17 protein-coding genes and 2 riboswitches are annotated in these 21,168 nt (G+C 62.3%); of the genes, 9 read left to right on the top strand and 8 right to left on the bottom strand.

Going from position 1 to position 21,168, the window contains the following annotated elements; genetic code table 11:
- The first annotated feature begins 32 nt into the window (after positions 1-32).
- Entirely contained in the window at positions 33-617 is a 585-nt protein-coding gene (gene nfuA, locus POF45_RS03640) for a Fe-S biogenesis protein NfuA (RefSeq protein ID WP_007898222.1), read from the top strand.
- 203 nt (positions 618-820) lie between these two features.
- Here nfuA and cobM read toward each other — a convergent pair whose 3' ends face one another.
- The 4 genes from cobM to POF45_RS03620 all read right to left on the bottom strand — a co-directional run bounded on the left by cobM (position 821) and on the right by POF45_RS03620 (position 2,980).
- Positions 821-1,567, bottom strand: a complete 747-nt coding sequence (cobM, locus tag POF45_RS03635; protein ID WP_282315092.1) for a precorrin-4 C(11)-methyltransferase — start codon at positions 1,565-1,567, stop codon at positions 821-823.
- Positions 1,568-1,659: 92 nt separating this feature from the next.
- Positions 1,660-2,073 (bottom strand): cobalamin biosynthesis protein, encoded by a 414-nt coding sequence (locus tag POF45_RS03630; RefSeq protein WP_259502674.1) that lies wholly within the window; start codon positions 2,071-2,073, stop codon positions 1,660-1,662.
- On the bottom strand, positions 2,070-2,777 hold the full coding sequence (locus tag POF45_RS03625; RefSeq protein ID WP_259502675.1) for a CbtA family protein: 708 nt from the start codon (positions 2,775-2,777) through the stop codon (positions 2,070-2,072). Before POF45_RS03625 ends, POF45_RS03630 begins: the two co-directional genes overlap by 4 nt.
- 11 nt (positions 2,778-2,788) lie before the next feature.
- Positions 2,789-2,980 carry a CbtB domain-containing protein gene (locus POF45_RS03620; RefSeq protein WP_259502676.1) on the bottom strand — a complete coding sequence of 64 codons (192 nt, stop codon included), beginning with the start codon at positions 2,978-2,980 and terminating at the stop codon, positions 2,789-2,791.
- 97 nt (positions 2,981-3,077) lie between these two features.
- Positions 3,078-3,302: riboswitch (cobalamin riboswitch) on the bottom strand.
- Positions 3,303-3,516: 214 nt separating this feature from the next.
- A riboswitch (cobalamin riboswitch) is annotated at positions 3,517-3,729 on the top strand.
- Between the two features lie 98 nt (positions 3,730-3,827).
- On the opposite strand from POF45_RS03620, the gene cobW reads away from it, so the two are divergent.
- From cobW to POF45_RS03595, 5 genes are all read left to right on the top strand, one after another.
- On the top strand, positions 3,828-4,901 hold the full coding sequence (cobW, locus tag POF45_RS03615) for a cobalamin biosynthesis protein CobW (protein ID WP_282315091.1): 1,074 nt from the start codon (positions 3,828-3,830) through the stop codon (positions 4,899-4,901).
- A 3-nt stretch (positions 4,902-4,904) separates the two neighbouring features.
- Entirely contained in the window at positions 4,905-8,786 is a 3,882-nt protein-coding gene (cobN, locus tag POF45_RS03610; RefSeq protein ID WP_282315090.1) for a cobaltochelatase subunit CobN, read from the top strand.
- Positions 8,787-8,870: 84 nt separating this feature from the next.
- Positions 8,871-9,869, top strand: a complete 999-nt coding sequence (locus POF45_RS03605; RefSeq protein ID WP_282315994.1) for a magnesium chelatase ATPase subunit I — start codon at positions 8,871-8,873, stop codon at positions 9,867-9,869.
- Complete coding sequence (locus POF45_RS03600; RefSeq protein WP_282315089.1) at positions 9,794-10,534, top strand: vWA domain-containing protein; 741 nt, start codon at positions 9,794-9,796, stop codon at positions 10,532-10,534. Before POF45_RS03605 ends, POF45_RS03600 begins: the two co-directional genes overlap by 76 nt.
- 202 nt (positions 10,535-10,736) lie before the next feature.
- On the top strand, positions 10,737-12,383 hold the full coding sequence (locus POF45_RS03595; RefSeq protein ID WP_259502680.1) for a phospholipase D-like domain-containing protein: 1,647 nt from the start codon (positions 10,737-10,739) through the stop codon (positions 12,381-12,383).
- A gap of 165 nt (positions 12,384-12,548) precedes the next feature.
- Here POF45_RS03595 and poxB read toward each other — a convergent pair whose 3' ends face one another.
- Positions 12,549-14,273, bottom strand: a complete 1,725-nt coding sequence (poxB, locus tag POF45_RS03590; protein ID WP_282315088.1) for a ubiquinone-dependent pyruvate dehydrogenase — start codon at positions 14,271-14,273, stop codon at positions 12,549-12,551.
- An 84-nt stretch (positions 14,274-14,357) separates the two neighbouring features.
- The gene (locus POF45_RS03585; RefSeq protein WP_282315087.1) at positions 14,358-15,581 is read right to left on the bottom strand and encodes an NADH:flavin oxidoreductase/NADH oxidase family protein; all 1,224 of its coding nucleotides are present in this window, start codon (positions 15,579-15,581) and stop codon (positions 14,358-14,360) included.
- Positions 15,582-15,659: 78 nt separating this feature from the next.
- Here POF45_RS03585 and POF45_RS03580 point away from each other — a divergent pair, with 78 nt between their 5' ends.
- Positions 15,660-16,058, top strand: a complete 399-nt coding sequence (locus tag POF45_RS03580; RefSeq protein ID WP_282315086.1) for a MerR family transcriptional regulator — start codon at positions 15,660-15,662, stop codon at positions 16,056-16,058.
- Here the strand turns inward: POF45_RS03580 and POF45_RS03575 are convergent.
- Positions 16,055-16,312, bottom strand: a complete 258-nt coding sequence (locus POF45_RS03575; protein WP_259502684.1) for a DUF2790 domain-containing protein — start codon at positions 16,310-16,312, stop codon at positions 16,055-16,057. The genes POF45_RS03580 and POF45_RS03575 overlap by 4 nt on opposite strands.
- A 63-nt stretch (positions 16,313-16,375) precedes the next feature.
- The gene (locus POF45_RS03570) at positions 16,376-17,923 is read right to left on the bottom strand and encodes an MFS transporter (RefSeq protein ID WP_282315085.1); all 1,548 of its coding nucleotides are present in this window, start codon (positions 17,921-17,923) and stop codon (positions 16,376-16,378) included.
- Positions 17,924-18,025: 102 nt separating this feature from the next.
- Here POF45_RS03570 and POF45_RS03565 point away from each other — a divergent pair, with 102 nt between their 5' ends.
- Both POF45_RS03565 and POF45_RS03560 read left to right on the top strand, forming a co-directional pair.
- Complete coding sequence (locus POF45_RS03565) at positions 18,026-18,892, top strand: LysR family transcriptional regulator (protein ID WP_259502686.1); 867 nt, start codon at positions 18,026-18,028, stop codon at positions 18,890-18,892.
- A gap of 536 nt (positions 18,893-19,428) precedes the next feature.
- Complete coding sequence (locus POF45_RS03560) at positions 19,429-20,988, top strand: TerC family protein (RefSeq protein WP_282315082.1); 1,560 nt, start codon at positions 19,429-19,431, stop codon at positions 20,986-20,988.
- Positions 20,989-21,168 lie beyond the last annotated feature (180 nt).

The following is a 21,168-nucleotide window of genomic DNA, read 5'->3' as shown; positions in this document are numbered from 1 at the left end:
GTAAACTGCGCCCAAGCCTGCGAGGAGTTTCCATGACCGCTATTACCATCACCGACGCCGCCCACGATTATCTGGCTGATCTGCTCTCCAAGCAGAACACCCCGGGCATTGGCATCCGCGTCTTCATCACCCAGCCTGGCACCCAGTACGCCGAAACCTGCATTGCCTACTGCAAGCCGGGCGAAGAAAAACCCGAAGACACCGCGCTGGGGCTCAAAAGCTTCACCGCGTATATCGACTCGTTCAGCGAAGCGTTCCTGGACGATGCGGTAGTCGACTACGCCACCGACCGCATGGGCGGCCAGCTGACCATCAAGGCGCCGAACGCCAAAGTACCGATGGTCAACGCCGACAGCCCGGTCAACGAGCGCATCAACTACTACCTGCAAACCGAGATCAACCCGGGGCTGGCGAGCCACGGCGGTCAGGTCAGCCTGATCGATGTGGTTGAAGACGGCATCGCCGTCCTCAAGTTCGGCGGCGGTTGCCAGGGCTGCGGCCAGGCCGACGTCACCTTGCGTGAAGGCATCGAGCGCACCTTGCTCGAACGCATTCCCGAGCTCAAGGGCGTTCGCGACGTGACCGACCACACGCAGAAAGAAAACGCCTACTACTAAGGTGTTCGCTGCGGACATAAAAAAAAACGGCGCCCCGTGAGCGCCGTTTTTTTATGGGTGAACAGTTACCTGTGGCGAGGGGGCTTGCCCCCGTTGGGCTGCGAAGCGGCCCCGGCATTTTTTCAGGTATACCTTACATGCAGGTTTTGCGACGGCTTCGCCGCCGGACGGGGGCGAGCCCCTCGCCACAGGGGGTGGTTGGCTCAAGGTCTGTAAAGATGTGCATGCCCCGCGCGGTAAAGCGACGACTCACTGAAGTGATCGCTGCCCAGCACCCTGCCCACCAGAATCAATGCCGTGCGCCGAAACCCCTTGGCCTCCACCTTCTCGGCAATGTCCTCAAGCGTCCCCACCACCCAATCCTGATCCGGCCAGGTCGCCCGGTGAATCACCGCGATCGGGCAGTCCGCGCCGTAGTGCGGCAGCAGTTCCACCAGGATCTTTTGCAGATGATTGACCCCCAGATGAATCGCCATGGTCGCACCGTGTTGCGCCAGGCTGGCCAGCTCCTCGCCGGCCGGCATTGCCGTCTTGTCGGCGTAACGGGTCAGGATCACGCTTTGTGAAATGTCCGGCAGCGTCAGTTCAGCCCCCAGCAACGCCGCGCAGGCTGCCGTGGCGGTAACGCCGGGGATGATTTCAAAGGCAATCCCCAGCTCGCGCAAATAACGAATCTGCTCACCAATCGCGCCATACAGGCTCGGATCGCCGGAATGCACGCGGGCCACGTCCTGGCCTTGGGCATCGGCGTTCTTGATCAATTCGATGATCTGTTCCAGGTGCAGCTCGGCGCTGTTGACCACCTGTTCGGCGCTATGTCCGTCCAGTACGGCAGCCGGCACCAGCGAGCCGGCATAGATGATCACTGGGCAGCTGCGAATGAGCCGCTGGCCTTTGACGGTGATCAGTTCCGGGTCGCCGGGGCCGGCGCCAATGAAGTAGACGGTCATCGTCAGTTCCTGAAAAAAGAGCTGTGAAAAAAGGGCAGGGCAAGGCTTCAGATGAAGATTGCTCATGATCGAAGCGGGGATTATCGGGGATTTTACGCGGCGCCGGCCAATGCGAGGGTGGCCTGAGCGTATTTTTGCCGTGAAATCAGCAACTTTGCCGGCGCCTGAGCCAGTTGTTCAGCCAGGGCCAGGGCGGCACTTTCGGCGACGCCGTAGCAGCCGGTGCGTTCGAAGGCGATTTGCGAGCGGTGACTGAGCTGTGGCTGATAGCCGGCCAGTTGTTCGCTGCTGAAATACATCAACGGCAGTGCCAACTGGGCGGCCAGTTCAACGAGGCCCGGTTCGTCGCGTTTCAGGTCGATGCTGGCCAGTGCCTTGATCGCCCGCAACTCGATTTGATGAGCCTGTAACGCCTGATCCAGCAGCGCCCGTAGCGTACTGACCGGGCAGCCGCGTTGGCAACCCAGGCCGACCACCAATGTCGGCGCGGCGCTGGTATCGGTCATGCGTGGTATTGACCTTCGCTTTTGCGGCGGAACAACCAGGCGCTGATCAGGCCCAGGGCCAGCCAGAACGCGACGTTGGTCAACTGCGAAGCAATTTTGAACTGGGCTTGCAGGGCTTCAGGCGCCAGCATCGAATGAACGTCCGGTTGCGGTGCGCCAATCACATGCGGCACGGCGAGAATTGCCACACCGAGGATTTTCATCAGCCAGTGGCGGCTGAACACGATCAGCGCGATGCCGACAGCCGTGGAAGCGGCGGTGCCGATCCACCAGATTTGCCGTTGCGTCAGATCGGCAGCAGCGGTGCCCGGCAGTTCAGGCGGCAGGCCGAGGGTCGGTGCCAGCACAAACGTCGCATAACCGGCCAGGCCCCAGAGCAGGCCTTGCGAGGTTTTGGTCGGTGCGCGCAGGGTGTAGAGGCCCGCGAGCATCAGCGCGAAACCGACTGCAACCACCAGGTTGCCGCCGGTGGTGGACAGCACGCGCTGCCAGCCATTTTCCGGCTCCCAGGCTTGCGCATCGTGGCTGTGGGCGGCCATGGCGCCGTCGGCGTGTTCATGGACGACAGCGGCGGCGGGTTCGGATTTTTCGAACGTCTCGGCCTGCAGAATCAACGGGGCGACCCAGAAACTTTGCAGCAGGGTCAGCAGCAGGGCGGCCAGCAGCCCGGTGAAACCTGCGGTTTGAGCAATACGCTTGATCATGTCGGCAGCTCTCAATGGCACGGGAACGCGGAGCTGTGACGGGTGTCGTGAGCGGCGTTGTGCACCGCGTCGATGTGCGAGAAACCGGCGAAATACACCAGGCACGCGCCCAGGATCGACGCGCCGATAGCGGCAGTCAGGCGCTGGCTCAAGGTCGTGGTGGTGCTGGCGGTGCTGTGGTTGGTGCTGCTGATGATCGACATGGCGCTTCCCTCTGGTCTGTCAGCGGGTGAACAGGGCGCATGAAAACCCCGCGCGCAGGCACGCAGAGCTTAAACAGCGCCCGCCCACCGCGGGTTTGTTCTCTAGGTGTTGCGGGCCGGTCTCCGGGCTCACGAGGGGCAGCGGTCTTCACCGTCACCTGCAACGCATCACCTTCCCATGCTGTGTGGCACAGTGGATCTGACGCGTCCTCGTTTACCGTTGCGGGGGCAGCACCGGACTGACATGGCTTTAGAGTAAAGCACATGATTCACCGGTTTCCCGTTTCACCCTGTGAAGGGCACCCGTAACAAGACGCGCAGCAGAGCATAGGCGGGGCAGGGGAGTCAATTGGCAAGGGTTCTCAATACTGTGGCGAGGGGGCTTGCCCCCGTTGGGCTGCGAAGCGGCCCCCGACATACCTGCCGACATACCTTGCACAAGATTCTAGCGACGGCTTCGCCGCCGAACGGGGGCAAGCCCCCTCGCCACAGGAGCGCAATCAGCTTGCGGACATTGACCCGCCCCCACACGATGCGTAGCCTTGCGCTTTCGAGGTTCTTCGGCGGTTGCCGAAGCTAAGAAGGGAACGCGGTCAATGCCGCGGCTGCCCCCGCAACTGTGAACGGTGATGTTCGCTGCCACGCCACTGCAAGCCCTGTCTGTCGGGCGAACGGGAAGGCGCAGCCAACGCCAGTCAACTGACTGGCACACCCTCAGCCAGGAGACCTGCCTCGACACAGATTCTCACTACAACCGGGCGGGGTGATCCGGTGGCGAACTCTTCCCGCGCGCTCAGCGTTGCCGGTTGTCGTCCCGTATGCCCGCCACCTTGCCAAAGGGCATCCGATGAAAACACTGGCCAAACTCCCCGTCACCATCGTCACCGGCTTCCTCGGCTCGGGCAAAACCACCTTGCTGCGGCACATGCTCGACAACGCCCAGGGTCGCCGCATCGCGGTGATCGTCAACGAGTTCGGCGAGCTGGGCATTGACGGCGAAATCCTCAAGCAGTGCTCCATCGGCTGCACCGAAGAAGAAGCCAACGGCCGCGTCTACGAACTGGCCAATGGCTGCCTGTGCTGCACCGTTCAGGAAGAATTCTTCCCGGTGATGCGTGAACTGGTGGCCCGTCGTGGCGACCTCGACCACATCCTCATCGAAACCTCGGGCCTGGCCCTGCCAAAACCGCTGGTGCAAGCCTTCCAGTGGCCGGAAATCCGCAGCGCCTGCACCGTTGACGCGGTGATCACCGTGGTCGACAGCCCGGCCGTGGCCGCCGGCACCTTCGCCGCGTTCCCGGATCAGGTCGATGCCCAGCGCAAACTCGATCCGAACCTGGATCACGAATCGCCCCTGCACGAACTGTTCGCCGACCAATTGGCCAGCGCCGACCTGGTGATCCTCAACAAGGCCGACCTGATCAGCCCGGAAGACCTGGCCCGCGTGCGCCTGGAAGTTGCCGAAGAACTGCCGCCAGCAGTCAAGATCATCGAAGCCAGCAGCGGTCGCCTGCCGCTGGACGTGCTGATCGGCCTCGGTGCCGGTTCCGAAGAACACATCGACAGCCGCCACAGCCATCACGACCATCACCACGGTGAAGGCGATGACGACCACGACGATCACGATCACGACGCCTTCGATTCGATCTCCATCGAACTGCCACAAGCCGACGAAAGCCTGTTGCTCGACGCCCTGACACAACTGGTGGTCAAGCACGGCATCCTGCGGGTCAAGGGTTTTGCCGCGATCCCGAACAAGCCGATGCGCTTGCTGATCCAGGGCGTGGGCACCCGTTTCGACAAACACTTCGACCGTCAGTGGGGCGCCGATGAAGCGCGTACCACGCGTCTGGTGTTGATCGGTCAGGAACTGGACGCCGCCCTGCTCGAAGCGCAATTGCGCGCCGCGATCAGCGTTTAACCCATGCACCTGCTCAGGACCCAGCCCGGCGGTTTCGTGTCGGATGACAACATCGCCGACCTTGGACAAACCCCTGCCGAGCTGGTGATCCTGTGCAGCGGCGACTCCAGCCTGGCGCTGCTCGCCGAAGCGGCGCAGCAGTTGCCCGACGATTATCCGAGCCTGCGCCTGGCCAACCCGATGCAGGTGCAGAATCACGCCTCGGTCGATCTGTACGTCGACGAAGTGCTGCGTCATGCCAAGGTCATTCTGATCTCGCTGCACGGCGGCATCGCCTATTGGCGCTACGGCGTCGAGCGGCTGGTGGAGTTGGCCGAACGCGGCGTGCAACTGATCCTGGTGCCCGGCGACGATCGTCCGGACCCGGAACTCAGCGACCTCAGCAGCGTGGCGGCTGAACACCGCGACCGTCTCTGGCAATTTCTGCGTCAGGGCGGCATGGGCAATGCCCTGGATTTTTTTCGCTGCCTGGCCAGTCAATGGCTGGACCGCGACTACCCGTGGCGCGAACCGCAAACCCTGCCGCGCACGGCGATCTACCATCCACAAAAAAGCCCCGCAGAACTGAACGATTGGCAAGCCGACTGGCTGGCCGGTCAACCGGTGGCGGCGGTGCTGTTCTACCGCTCGCATTTGCAGGCGGCCAACACTGGCTTCATCGATATTTTTTGCGAGCGGTTGCTGGCGGCGGGGTTGAATCCGTTGCCGATTGCTGTGGCAAGCCTCAAAGAGCCCGGCTGCCTGACGCGGGTCGAGGACTGGCTGGATGAGGTCGAGGCAGCGGTGATTCTCAACACCACCGGTTTCGCCCAGTCCAGCCCCGAAGCGCCGCACCTGCGCCCCTTTCGCCGCAACATCCCGGTGATTCAGGCGATCTGTGCCCAGGACAATGAACCCGGTTGGCGCGCCAGCGAGCAGGGCCTTGGCCCGCGGGATCTGGCGATGCACATTGCGCTGCCGGAACTGGACGGGCGGATTATCAGTCGGCCCATCAGTTTCAAGGATCTGGCCTGGCGCAGCGAGCGCAGTCAGTCCGACGTGGTCTGCTACCGCCCGCAACCCGAGCGCATGGATTTTGTCGCCGAACTGGCGCGGCGCTGGACCGATCTGGCGCGCGTGCCCAACGCTGAAAAACGCATCGCCCTGATCCTTGCCAATTACCCGACCCGCGATGGTCGTATCGGCAACGGTGTGGGCCTCGACACGCCAGCGGCGGCACTGAATATCCTGCGTGCGCTGCATCAGCAAGGCTATCCGCTGCCTGCCGAACTGCCGGACAGCGGCACGGCGTTGATTCAGCAATTGCTCGGCGGGGTCAGCAATGACCTCGATACGATTGACCAGCGTCCGTGCCAGCAAAGCCTGGCGATGGATGACTACCTGATGATGTTCGACGCGCTGCCCGAGGCCAATCGCCGGGCGGTGCTGGAACGCTGGGGCGAGCCACAGAACGACCCGATGTGCCGCGACGGCCGGATGATGATCGCCGGCCTGCGTTTCGGCCTGACCTTCGTCGGCATTCAACCGGCTCGGGGTTATCAGGTCGACCCGAGCGCGGTCTATCACGACCCGGACCTGGTGCCGCCGCACGCCTATCTGGCGTTCTATTTCTGGCTGCGCCACACCTACGGCGCGCACGGCGTGATTCACGTCGGCAAGCACGGCAACCTCGAATGGCTGCCCGGCAAAGGTGTCGGGCTCTCGGAGAACTGCTGGCCGGACGCATTGCTCGGGCCGTTGCCGAACATCTATCCGTTTATCGTCAACGACCCGGGCGAGGGCGCCCAGGCCAAGCGCCGCACCCAGGCGGTGATCATCGACCACCTGATGCCGCCGTTGACCCGCGCCGAAACCTATGGCCCGCTGCGCAATCTTGAGCTGCTGGCCGACGAGTATTACGAAGCGCAGCTGCTCGATCCGCGCCGTGCCCGTGAGTTGCAGCGCGACATCCTGCAACTGGTGCGCGACACCCATATTGATCGCGAACTGCAACTGGACGAGAAACTCGACAGCGACGCCGACGCGGCGATCTGGCTGCCGCGTCTGGACACGTACCTGTGTGACTTGAAGGAGTCGCAGATCCGCGATGGCCTGCACATTTTCGGTGAGTCGCCCACCGGTCGATTGCGCATCGACACCTTGCTGGCCTTGCTGCGCATTCCTCGGGGCGATGGTCGTGGCGCGCAATCGAGTCTGCTGCGGGCGTTGGCCAAGGCGTTCGGCCTGGGCTTTGATCCGCTGGATTGTGCGCTGGCGCAGCCCTGGGCCGGGCCGCGTCCATTGCAACTGCTGACCGTCAACCCTGAACCCTGGCGCACGGCCGGCGACACCCGCGAACGCCTGGAACTGTTCGCCGCGCAGCTGATCTCGCAGACGTTGAACGCCTCTCTAGCCAACCCCGGACCCTGTGGGGGCGGGCTTGCTCGTGAAAGCGGTGGGTCAATCGACATTAATGCTGAAGAGGTAACCGCTTCGTCGGAACGCCGCCCTGAGACAGGCTCGCTCCCACAAGATGCCAGCTGGGCCGACGTCAGCGCGATCATCGACAACCTGCGCGAGGTAGTCGCACCCCGTCTGGACGCCTGCGGCCCAGCGGAAATGCGCGGCTTGCTGGATGCCCTGAGCGGCCGCTTCGTCCCCGCCGGCCCCAGTGGCGCACCGAGTCGCGGGCGTCTCGATGTATTGCCCACCGGGCGCAACTTCTACTCGGTGGATGTGCGCAACCTGCCCACCACCACCGCGTGGCGCATCGGTTTCCAGTCGGCCAACCTGATTCTTGAACGCCACTTGCAGGACCACGGCGATCATTTGCGCCAGCTCGGCCTGTCGGTCTGGGGCACGGCGACCATGCGCACTGGCGGCGACGACATCGCCCAGGCCATGGCGCTGATGGGCGTGCGCCCGGTGTGGGCCACCGGCAGCCAGCGGGTCGATGATTTCGAGATTCTGCCGGTGAGCCTGCTGGACCGGCCACGGGTGGATGTGACGCTGCGTGTCTCCGGTTTTTTCCGCGATGCCTTCGCCAACCTGATCCGCCTGTTCGATGCCGCTGTGCAAGCGGTCGCCGCGCTGGATGAACCGGATGACCTGAACCCGTTGGCCGCCAAAGTCCGCGCCGAACGCGAGTCGCTGATGCAATCGGGCCTCGACGAAGAGGCGGCAAGACGTCAGGCCGGCTGGCGCATTTTCGGCGCCAAGCCCGGCGCTTATGGTGCCGGCGTGCAGGGCGCTATCGACGGGCGCCTGTGGCAAAGCCGCGAAGACCTGGCCGAGGTTTATCTGAACTGGGGCGGCTACGCCTATGGCGGCTCGGACGAAGGCACGGCGGCCCGCGAACAGTTTGCCCAGCGCCTGAGCCAGGTGCAGGCGGTGCTGCAAAACCAGGACAATCGCGAGCATGACCTGCTCGATTCCAACGACTATTACCAGTTCCAGGGTGGCATGCTCGCCGCCGTCGAAAGCCTGAGTGGTGAAGCCGCCGCCAGTTATCACGGCGACCACAGCCAGCCGGACCTGCCGAAAATCCGCACCTTGAAGGAAGAGCTGAACCGGGTGATTCGTTCCCGGGCGGCCAATCCGAAGTGGATCGAGGGGGTCAAGCGTCACGGCTATAAAGGTGCCTTTGAACTGGCCGCGACAGTCGATAACCTGTTCGCCTTCGATGCCACCACGCAATTGATCGACGATCACCAGTACGCGCTGCTGGCTGATGCGTATTTGCTCGACCCGGCGACCCGCGACTTTGTGCGCGAGCATAATCGGCATGCGCTGCGCGACATGACCGAACGCATGCTCGAAGCACAGCAACGGGGGATGTGGAAGGCGCCGGGCGAGTACCGCGAGGCGCTGGAGAATCTGTTGCTGGACATCGAAGAAGATGGCTGACACAGCACAAGCCCGCTCCCACAGGGTTTATAGGTGCTTGAGAGATTTGTTGGAATATCACCGACCATGAATGAGAAACCCGACATGACCGACACCCCACATTTTCCACTCTGCGCCGTGGTCGGTGCCGATGACTTGAAACTCGCCCTGTACCTGACCGCCATCGACCCGAAAATCGGCGGTGTGCTGATCGAAGGCCCGCGTGGCATGGCCAAATCGACCCTGGCCCGCGGCCTCGCCGATCTGCTCGCCAGCGGGCAGTTTGTCACCCTGCCACTGGGCGCCACCGAAGAGCGCCTGGTCGGCACCCTTGATCTGGACGCCGCCCTGAGCGAAGGCCGCGCGCAATTTTCTCCCGGCGTGCTGGCCAAGGCTGACGGCGGCGTGCTCTACGTCGATGAAGTCAATTTGCTGCCCGATCATCTGGTGGACTTGCTGCTCGACGTCGCCGCCAGCGGCACCAACCTGATCGAGCGCGACGGGATTTCCCATCGACATTCGGCGAAGTTCGTACTGATCGGCACCATGAATCCGGAAGAGGGCGAACTGCGGCCGCAACTGCTCGACCGCTTTGGGCTGAACGTCGCCCTCAGTGGCCACACCGCGCCCGCCGAACGCGGTCAAATCATTCGTCGCCGGCTGGATTTTGACAGCGACCCGCAGGGCTTTTGCGCCCAATGGGAAACCGGGCAACAGGCATTGCGTGAACGTTGCCAACGGGCCCGCGAGAACCTGGCGAACATCCCGCTCGACGATCAGGCCCTGGTGCAGATTACCGAGCGCTGTTTTGCTGCGGGCGTCGACGGTTTGCGCGCCGACCTGGTCTGGCTGCGCGCGGCCCGCGCCCATGCGGCATGGCGCGGTGCAACTGCGATTGCCGAGGAAGACATTGACGCCGTGGCCGAGTTTGCCTTGCGCCATCGCCGTCGCGAGCAGACACCGCCAGCGCCGCAACAACACTCGTCACCCTCCCGCCAAAGTCCCACCCCGAGCGAAGCCCAGGGCCAATGGGGCGAAATGCCTGCCCAGGCGTTGCCGATTGGCGCGCGCCGAGAAGTACCGAGCTGGCCAAAAAAGCCCTAGGCATTCGCCCTCGATCTGACGCGGGGGCGAATGCCAGACCCCGCGCCGGACGTCTGGATCACGGCAAGCAAGGCCAGCGCCACGCCGCCCGCAGCGGCTCGGTCAACTGGCCCGGCACCTTGCTCAATGGCCGCCCGCGTCAGCGCGATGATCTGCTGTTTCATCTGCGCACTCGTTCAGCGCATGAGTTGTGGCTGGTGATCGTCGATGCCTCGGCATCGACCCGTCGGCATCAGGCGTTGAGCGACGCCAAGGGCTTGCTGGCGCAGCTGTTCGATGACGCTTATCGCCAGCGCGCACGGCTGGCACTGCTGACTGCCAGCGGTGCGGCGCCGAAGTGGCAGGTGCAGGGATTGAAAGCGTCTGGTGGTTTGCGTCATTGGCTTGATGGGCTGGGGGCGGGCGGTGGTACGCCGTTGTTGGCGGCGCTGGGTGAGGCGGGGCATTGGCTGGCTGTGCGCAAGAAGCGTTTCCCGGCGGAGCAGCAGCGGTTATTGCTGGTGACGGATGGCCGGCTTAAAGAGTGGGCGGGTTTGCCTGCGATTGATTGTCCTGGGCTGCTGATTGATATCGAGAGAGGGCCGATTCGGTTGGGTCGGGCGAGGCAGCTGGCGGCTGAGTTGCAGGCGGATTATCGGCATATTGATGAGCTGATTTCAGGCTGAGTCTTTGTGTTGTCTGTTCTGGTCTCTTCGCGAGCAAGCCCGCTCCCACATTGGATCTCCTTTGAACACACATACCTCATACAACCGAGATCCCCTGTGGGCGCGGGCTTGCTCGCGAATGCATCACCCTCATTGCGGATAATCACCCTTAATCAGCATCGCCACCTATGCTGTAGGGGCAGCCCAATCACAGGAGTGACCCATGCGCGTTCTAACCGCCAACCATCAGGATGATTTTCGCGTCAAGGCCTATGCCGGCACCAACGGTGTGTTGCTGGCCATGGACCTGGCCGAACCCCGTCGCAAAGGCTTGCTGGGCTTTGCCATCGAAAAACAGCAGGGTGCCGAGCCCTGGCTGTTCCTGTTCAACAGCCTGACCTTCCCTGGCAAGGCCCACACGTTCCCCCAGTACGCCGCCACACCGAGCAACATCGCGCCCTTGCAGAAATTCCGCTGGGCTGATTACGCGATCAATCCGGGCGTGACCATGAATTACCGCGTGCACCTGGTCTACGGCACCGCCGATGCCCCGCAACTGGGCGAGAATCTGCAACTGACCATCACCACCGACAACGGTCTGCCGGCCAATCAAAGCGTGATTTTCAACCGAGCCGTCGCCGCCAGTCAGGCGTTCCAGCGTAAATTCCCCGACCTCGATGCACAAATCAGCGCCAACAAGAACATGCCCATCGAAGCCTGGCCCGATGCCGCGCGTGAGTGGCTGGAGAACGGTTTGCTCGAGCGTTTGCTGGGCTATATCCGGCGCGCCGTCGATGGCCAGTGGGCGCTGGACATCGCCATCTACGAATACCAGTTGCAGGCAATCGTCGATGAAGTGAATGCTGCGTTCGACCGTGGGGTGAAGGTCCGGGTGCTGTACCACGCCAAGCCGGGTGACGCCGACACCGCATTGAACGAGGCCAGCCTGGAAAAAATCCCCGCGGCCAACAAGCGAGCCCGCGTCACTCACGAGATCTTCCACGACAAGTTCATCGTCCTGAGCAAACTCGATGGTAGCGGCGAACACGTGCCGCAGGCCGTGCTGTGTGGCAGCACCAACTTCACCGCCAACGGCGTTTACCGTCAGGCCAACGTGGTGCATGTGCTGGACGATGTACGGATCAGCACCGCGTATCTGCAAACCTTCGAACAGGTCTGGAGCACCCCGACCGACGTCGGCGCAACCCGGCAATGGCTGACCAAAAACAACCCGATGGACCCCACGCAAGCACTGTTTGCCGGGTTCTCGCCGCGCACGGGGCAGGGCGACCTGACCGAGTTTGTGCAGATCATCAACGCGGCAAAAAAGGACGTGCTGTTTGTCACCGCATTCGCCTTGCCGGACGAGATTCTCAACGCCTTGCTCGGCCAGCCCCACGACGACATTCTGCGTTACGGCCTGCAAAACACCGCCAGCCGCATCACTGGGTTCCACGCCGACCGCACCGCCGAATTCGCTGCCACCGCATTGCTCGACACCGGGCTGGAAGGCTGGCTCAAGGAAAGCATGAAAGGCCAGAAAGGCGATCTGTTGGTGCACACCAAAGCCATCGTCACCGACTTCACCAGCGACACCCCGACCATCATCAGCGGCAGCCACAACTTGAGCGTGTCAGCCAGTGATGGCAATGACGAGAACTTCCTGATCATTCGTGGCGACGTGGACCTGGCGGACCGTTATGGGCTGGAGTTGTTGCGGTTCTACGAGCATTACCGCTTTCGCTATTTTGCGAAGAAGCTGGAATTGAAGCAGGTTGATCCACTGTCGGTGGATGACAGCTGGGCCAATGATTACTATGTTGAAGGGGATTTGCAGCAGCTGGATCGGTTGCGTTTCTCAGGACGATAAAAGCCCCTTGTGAGCGCCAGGTTTTGTGGGGAGCAAGCCTTTGTGGCGAGGGTGCTTGCTCCCGCTTGAGTGCGCAGCACTCACAAAACGAGCGATATTGGTCGGAATTCTGGGGCCGCTACGCAGCCCGGCGGGAGCAAGCTCCCTCGCCACAAAAAAGCCCTTTCAGCGAAAGAGATTGGTCCGCGCCAACTCAATCACCTCATCCCCACGCCCACTCATCACCGCCTTGAGCATGTACAAACTGAAGCCCTTGGCCTGTTCCAGCTTGATGGTCGGTGGCATGGCCAATTCCTGGGTGGCGGTGATCACGTCGACCAGCACCGGCCCGTCATGAGCCAGCGCCCGGCGCAACGCCGCTTCCAGGTCTTCGGACGCCGTCACGCGAATCCCCAGAATGCCCATGGCATTGGCCATCGCCGCGAAATCGGGGTTGTGCAGGTCGGTGCCGGTATTGAGCAAGCCGCTGGATTTCATTTCCATCGCCACGAAGCCCAGCGACGCATTGTCGTAAACGATGATTTTCACCGGCAACTTCAACTGCGCCAGGGAAATGAAATCGCCCATCAACATACTGAAACCACCGTCGCCGGACAGTGAAATCACCTGGCGGTCTGGGAATGTCGCCTGCGCGCCGATGGCCTGGGGCATGGCGTTGGCCATCGAGCCGTGGTTGAACGAGCCGAGCAACCGGCGCTTGCCGTTCATTTTCAGGTAACGCGCTGCCCACACGGTGGGCGTACCCACGTCAGCGGTGAAGATCGCGTCGTCGTCGGCCAGCTCGCTCAGCAGGCGTGTGAGGTACTGCGGATGAATCGGCCGGCCCGGCGCCGACGGCTGCGCCAGATCATCGAGCCCCTGACGGGCCTTCTCATAATGCTTGAGTGACGACTCCAGAAAGCTCCGGTCGCCGCGATATGGCAGGCGCGGCAGCAAGGCGGCCAGGGTCTCGCCGACGTCTGCGGCAATGCCCAGGTCCAGCGTGGTACGGCGGCCAAGCGCCTGCGGGTCATGGTCAATCTGCACGATGGTGGCGTCGGTCGGGTAGAACTGTCGATAAGGAAAATCAGTACCGAGCAGCACCAGCGTGTCGCAGTTGAGCATCGCGTGATAACCCGAGCTGAAGCCGATCAGCCCGGTCATGCCGACGTCGAACGGGTTTTCCCATTCCACGTGCTCCTTGCCGCGCAGGGCATGCACCACTGGCGCGCCCAAGGCATCGGCCAGCGCCACCACCTGATCGTGGGCGCCCGCGCAACCGGCGCCGCACATCAGGGTCACGGCCTTGCTTTGGCTCAGTAACTCCACCAGGCGATCCAGATCCTGCGGCGCGGGCAGGGTGCGTGGTCTGGACAACGCTGGCCAGGGCTTGAGCTTGTTTTCCACTTCCTGCAACGCCACGTCGCCGGGAATCACCACGACCGCCACGCCGCGATTGAGGATCGCGCTGCGCATGGCCCGGTGCAACACCTGAGGCATCTGCGCCGGGTTGCTGACCAGTTCGACGAAATGGCTGCATTCCTTGAACAGTTCCTGCGGATGTGTTTCCTGAAAGTAATTGAGGCCGACTTCGGAGGACGGAATCTGTGCCGCGATGGCCAGCACCGGCACATGGTTCTTGTGGCAGTCGAACAGCCCGTTGATCAAATGCAGATTGCCCGGCCCGCAACTGCCGGCACACACCGCCAATTGCCCGGTCAGGGCGGCTTCGGCGCCGGCGGCGAACGCAGCGACTTCTTCGTGGCGCACGTGCATCCACTCGATGCTGTCCATGGTGCGCAGGGCGTCAGTCAGGCCGTTGAGGCTGTCGCCGGTCAGGCCCCAGATGCGTTTGACGCCGGCCTGTTCCAGGGTGGTTGCCAGTTGTTGGGCAATGCTGATTTTCGCCATGGGAGTGCTCCGGTGATCGATGAGTTGTCCTCGGGATTAAACAAGGACAACGCGATAGCCGGCATGACTCCCGTCTATTTCGCTTTACTTGCCCATGGCCTGCCGGTACTGACGGGTGCGGCGGCTGATGTACAGGCGGTCGAGAATCAATGCCCACAGCGCCGAGACCCCGGGCCGGGTCGTGCGCCCGCGGCTGAGGCGATGCAGCTGGAATTTCACCACGGCCATGCTCGCCAACGCGGCCAGCGGTTTGCGTTTCCAGCGGATCGGCGGCAGTTGCGGGTGGCTGTTGCGACCTTCACGCCAATGTTTGACCAGATGCGGTTCAATCGCCATCGCGGTGCCGATTCCGGCCATGGCGATGCCGCTGTCGAGCACCTGTTCAACGATGGCCAGACGCCGGATGCCGCCAGTGACCATCACCGGCATGCGGGCGACACTGGCCAGCTCGGCGGCCATTTCCAGAAAATACGCTTCACGGGCCAGCGTGCGCCCGTCGCGGGCTTCGCCCTGCATGGCCGGGGCTTCGTAGCTGCCGCCCGATAGTTCCAATAAGTCGATGCGTTGATCGTTGAGCCATTCGATCACTTGGCGTGCGTCGTCGGCGTCGAACCCGCCACGCTGGAAATCCGCCGAGTTGAGCTTCACCGCCACACAGAACTGCGGCGACACGACCTGGCGAACCGCTCCGATCACAGTCAAAAGCAGGCGCGCACGGTTCTCCAGCGAACCGCCCCAACGGTCGGTGCGGCGATTGGTCAATGGCGAGAGGAACTGGCTGATCAGATAACCGTGCGCGGCGTGAATCTGCACGCCGGTGAAACCGGCTTTTTCCGCCAGCGCGGCGCTGTTGGCAAAGCGCTGGATCACCTCTGCAATATCGCTTTCGGACATCGGTTTGGGTTCGGCAAACATTTTCGAGAAGGTCCCCAGGTCCAGCGCCACCGCCGACGGTGCCCACGCTTGCTGGCCGAGGTTGGCCATGGTCTGCCGGCCTGGATGGTTGAGCTGCACCCAGAACTGCGCGCCGCCAGCCCGGCCAATGGTTGCCCACTGCCGAAAGCGCGGCAGGTCGCGTTCGTCTTCCAGCACTACGCCACCGGGGCCGGTCATGGCGCGGCGGTCGATCATCACGTTGCCGGTCAGCAACAAGCCGGCTTCGCCCTCGGCCCAGGCCTGATACAGACGATACAAGGCATCCGACGGCGCCTGCCCGGTGTCGGCAAGATTTTCTTCCATGGCCGCTTTGGCGATGCGATTGCCGAGGGTCTGACCGTTGGGCAGATTCAACGTTTGGAAGGGCGACATGCTTGACTCCTCATCAGTAAAGCGTAGAGGCTAAGCTTAAAGTTAACTTTAATGTCAAGCGTGTAAAACGAGGCTTGGATGAAGATCGGTGAATTGGCGCAATTAAGCGGGCTGAACGCCTCACGTATTCGTTTCTACGAGGCTCAAGGCCTGATTCGTCAGGTCGAACGTCAGGCCAACGGCTACCGGCGTTATCCGGCACAAGTGCTGCAAACCCTGAAAATCATTCAGTGCGCCCAGCAAGCCGGGTTCAACCTGGAAGAACTCAAGTTGCTGCTACCGAACAGCACCACCGGCGAAATCAGGCACGCCGAACTGCTGACGGCCCTGTTGCGTAAAGTCGAGCAGATCGAAGCGATGCAGTTGCACCTGGCACAGAGCAAGGCGCAGTTGCTGGGCTTGATCGAAAACATCGAGGCGCGGCCCGAAGGCATGGCGTGCGGCGAGAATGCCGAACGGGTGCTGGCGTTGCTTTAGTTTTCATTGTTGCAGGCATCGCCAAACGCTTGGTAGCGCAGCACGTGGGTGATGCCCATCGGGTCGACGTAGGTCATTTCCCGTTGGCCGATGCCGCAGTAATCGCCACGGGTGATGTTGATGACTTTGGCGATGTGCAGCGGTGTCGAGTACTGATAATCCTCGACCTGGGTGGTGCCGGAATTGTCGACTGAGGAAGCGGCTGCAACGCCGCTCAAAGTGACGAGTAACAGGGCGGTCAGGCTGCGTTTCATGATGAGGCTCTCGTAATGGCTACTGATCAATTTCAGTGGGAGTACGACGAGCCTCGTTCGGGTTTATTCCAGGCTCAGGGAAAAACTCTTTGTTGCCGGGATCGGATTGCGCATCAGCGTGCCCACCACCAGCGCTCCCAACAACGCCAGCAGCCCCGCAACCCAGAGCAACAAACTGAACCCGCCGACAAAAGCCTGACGTGCCAGTGGCTCGACCAGCCGCCGTGCCGTATTCGGCAGCAGGCTCATGGCCGCCGACATGTCGCCGGCCACCACCCGCAAGGCGATGCCTTGTGCCTGCCCCAGCCATTGCCCGCCCTGCGTTGTGAGGCTGGCGCGCAGCAACTGTTCGGTATGGCTGGAAAGCAGGGCACCGAAGACGCCGATGGCCAGCACGATGGCGCTGAACCGCATGGTGGTGCTCATGCCCGACGCCATCCCGGTGCGCTCGCGGGGCACGCAGGCCATGATGTTTTTCTGGGTGTCGCCATTCAGCAGCCCGGCGCCGGCACCGGTCACGGCGCTCGCCAGTGCGAAAGGCAGGTAGCCGCCGCTGCTGACCGCCCAGGCGCTGAGCAGGTTGCCGCAGCCGACCAGTGTCAGCCCGGCGGCCATCAAGGTGGCCGGGGTAAAGCGTGCTGCAAGCCGGGCGCCGATGCGCGGGCAGATCAACATGGTCACGGCGAACGGCAACATGCCCAGCCCCGAAACGATGGCCGAAAAACCCAGGCCGTTTTGCAGGTAGAACGGCAGCAGGGTCATCATTACCTGGGCGCAACCGGCGTAGGCAAACATGCCGAGCAGGGCGCCGATGAAGCGTGGATGGCGAAACAGTTGCAGGTCGATCATGGGTCGCTGCTGCATCCGTTCGATCACCACGAACAGTGCGAGCAGCAATGCACCGCCGATCAGACGAGCGCAGGTCAGCGGGTTGTTCCAGCCAATGCGGTTGGCCTCGATCAGGCCCCAGATCAGGCACAGCAGGCTCGCACTGAACGCCAGACTGCCCCACGGATCGAGCCGCGCCGATTGCGTGTCGCGAGACTCCGGCACGGCGCGCCAGACCATGGCCATCAACAGCAATCCCACCGGCAGGTTGAGGTAGAAAATCCAGCGCCAGCCGATGTCCTCGGTGATCAGCCCGCCGACGGTCGGCGCGGCGGTCATCGCCACCCCCATGCACGCGCCCCAGAACGCCCAGGCCTTGGCGCGCTCCGCTTCGTCGTGAAAAGTGTGGCCGATGGAGGCCAACGCCGAGGTCAGCAACAGCGCTGCACCGACGCCCTTGATGGCGCGGGCGATGTCCAGAAACAAAGCCGTGGGCGCCGCGCCACAACCGATCGAGGCGAGGATAAAAATGCCCAGCCCGCAGAGCAGGGTTTTCTGCCGGCCAAAGCGATCGGCGATGCTCCCGGCCGGCAGCAACAATGCGGCGAAGGCCAGCATGTAGGCGCTGACCACCCATTCGATATCGGCAAAATTGGCGCCAAGGTCTCGAGCGATGCTGGGCAAGGTAACAGCGACGATGTTGGTGTCGAGCACGATCAACGAACAGACGCCAGAAGCGGTCAACAGCGTCATTCGCTTGCTGACATTGGGTTTGACGGACATGACGAGACTTCTCTAGTGTGGGGTCCGTGCAGCTTATCGCTGGCACCCGCTGACCTTGTTAGGCGTCGGCCATCACTTCATTACCTTTGAGCTAACGCGCCGATGGACATCCGTCACTTTCGTTATTTTCTTGCCGTCGCCCGTCTGCGCAATTTCACCCGTGCAGCCGAACAGCTGGGCATTGCGCCGCCGACCCTGAGCCGACAGATTCAGGACATGGAACAGGAACTGGGCACCCGGCTGTTCCTGCGTCAGCAGCGTGAAGTCAGCCTGACCGAAGCCGGTGCGGCGCTGGTGATCGAGGCTGAGGCGACGGTGCGTCAATTCGAATTTGCCCAACGCAATGCCCAGCGCGCCGGACGCGGCGACATCGGCCATATCGAACTCGGGTACGTTGCCTCGGCCGTGTATTCGGGTTTGCTGCAAAAGCAGGTTCGGGCGTTCAGTGGCGAGTGCCCCGACGTCAGCCTGAACGTGCGGGAAAGCCCGATGGCGGCGTTGCCGGGCATGGTGCTCGAGGGGCGATTCGACATCGGTTATGTGCGCTCACCCATGACGCTGCCCGAAGGGCTTGAGGCCATCCGGCTGGACGCCGAAGGCTTTGTGCTGGCGGTGTCCGCCGAATCCTGGTTGTGCCGCTTGCCCGCCATCGCCCCTGAGCATCTGCAGCACGAGACGTTCATCTTGCCGGAGCAGATCAGCGGCACGTTGCAGGTCGCCGCCCAAGGCGGATTTGCCCCCACGCTTGGGGCACAACCGGGCGGGTTGGTGGCGGTGATTGCCTTGGTGTCGCTGGGGCAGGGCGTGGCAGTGGTGCCGGAATCAGTGATCGGGCATATCGGTTTGCCGGGGGTGTTGTATCGGCCGATTGCCGGGTTTGAGGTGACGTCATGGTTATCGTTGATTCATCGCCGGTTCGAGAAATCGCCGGTGGTGGCGCGGTATATCGAGCGGGTCAGAAAACAGTAGAAGCAAAAGCTTCGCGAGCAGGCTCGCTCCCACATTGGATCTTCGTCGTTCACAAATCCCCTGTGGGAGCGACGGTGCGACGATTCGACTTGCTCGCGAAAGCGGTGGATCAGTCAGCTGGGTTTTGGATGTTATGACCTCATCGCGGGCAAGCCCGGCTCCCACAGGTGTTTGGTGGTGATCATAAATTTTGTATTCACCGAAGATCCAGTGTGGGAGCGAGCTTGCTCGCGAAGACGGCCCCGAAAACACTGCATATCCAGGCGCATTACAGATTTTGTAATGATTTCCATGTGTAGGAAAAATCTCAATCACCTGTAAGCTCCAAGTCCTTTTTCCTTTCAGGACCTGCATGAACACCCTCTTGGAGCCTCCCGGTTACTCCTCCATCCCCCGCGTCCGCGCAACATTGACGCACGCCGTTCACCCGGTCTTTCGAATTTCAAACTACCTTGCCATAGCAACCCCACGGCCTCTGCGCCGCGCTTTGCCATGCCCGGCATTCTGAATTTCACTGAAGAGATCGAGACATTTATATGGAATGGTTAGCTGACCCCACCGCCTGGCTGGGCTTGTTGACGTTGATCGTGCTGGAGCTGGTGCTCGGCATCGACAACCTGGTGTTTATCGCCATCCTGGCGGACAAACTGCCGCCCGAGCAGCGCGACAAGGCGCGGATCATCGGTTTGTCCCTGGCATTGATCATGCGCCTGGGCCTGCTCGCGAGTATTTCCTGGTTGGTGACGTTGACCCAGCCGCTGTTCGAGGTGTTCGACAAGAGCTTCTCCGGACGTGACCTGATCATGCTGTTCGGTGGTGTGTTCCTGTTGTTCAAGGCCACCATGGAGTTGCACGAACGGCTCGAAGGCCATGTTGGCCAGCGTTCGAACAACACCGCTTATGCGCTGTTCTGGCCCATCGTGGCGCAGATTGTGGTGCTGGACGCGGTGTTCTCGCTCGACGCGGTGATTACCGCCGTGGGCATGGTCGATGAACTGGCGGTGATGATGATCGCGGTGATCATTTCCATCGGCCTGATGATCGTCGCCAGCAAGCCGCTGACCCGCTTCGTCAACGAGCACCCGACGGTAATCATGCTGTGTCTGGGCTTCCTGATGATGATCGGCTTCGCACTGACCGCCGAAGGCCTGGGGTTCCACATTCCCAAGGGCTATCTGTACGCGGCCATCGGTTTCTCGATCCTGATCGAAGTGTTCAACCAGATCGCCCGGGCCCGTCGCAAGAAGTCCGTGCAAGGGCTGCGACCCATGCGTGAACGCACGGCCCATGCGGTGATGCGTTTGCTTGGCGGTCGCCGTCTGACCGAGGAAGAGGTCGGCGAGGACATTGCCGACCTGCTGGACAACGGTGCAGCGCCGAGCGAAGTGCTGTTCGATCGACGTGAGCGAGTGATGATCAGTGGCGTGCTGCAACTGGCCGAACGGCCGATTCGCACGTTGATGACGGTGCGCGCCGATGTCGATTACATCGACCTGGCCGACGACGCCGAAACCATTCGTACGCGCCTGATGCATTCGTCCTACTCACGTCTGCCACTGATTCGTGACGGCGCGGTGGATGAGCCGCTGGGGTTTGTGCACAAGAAGGAGTTGTTGAAGGCGTACCTGGCCGGCAACGAGCCTGACCTGCAAGCGCTGGCGCGGCAGAGCGTCAACCTGCTCGACAGCTACACGATCCTCAATGCCCTGGAACAGATGCGCAAAGCGTCGACCCACATTGCCTTTGTGGTCAACGAATTCGGCGACTTCGTGGGTGTGCTGACCATGACCGACATTCTGGAATCGATTGCCGGCGAGCTGCCTGACGCCAGCGAAATCGAAGGCCCGGATGTGGTCGAAGAGCAGGGCGGGTTCATGGTCGGCGGCGCGCTTAACCTGACACGGGTGCGGCAGCTCACCGGCTTCAATGCCGAGCCGACCGAGGACTATCAGACTTTGGCCGGGTTGGTGATGAGCCTGCTCGACCGCCTGCCGATGATCGGTGACAGCCTGGAGCAGGATGGCTGGCGGATGGAGGTGGTGGCGGTTGAAGAGCGGCGCGTGATGCGGGTGTTGCTGGTGCGTGCTGCTGGGTGATTTTGCTCGGGCTCTGATGGCCTCTTCGCGAGCAGGCTCGCTCCCACAGTTGAACGGTGGTGATCAGAAATCTGGTGTCACCGCAGATCCAGTGTGGGGGCGGCGGTGCGACGGTTCGACTTGCTCGCGAAAGCGGTGGGTCAGTCAGCTGGGGTTTTGAATGTTATGGCCCCATCGCGG

Origin of the sequence: Pseudomonas fungipugnans (genome assembly GCF_029955235.1) — a bacterium.
Taxonomy (GTDB): domain Bacteria; phylum Pseudomonadota; class Gammaproteobacteria; order Pseudomonadales; family Pseudomonadaceae; genus Aquipseudomonas; species Aquipseudomonas fungipugnans.
Note: the sequence above shows the minus strand (reverse complement) of the source record. Positions and strands in the feature narration are given on the sequence as shown.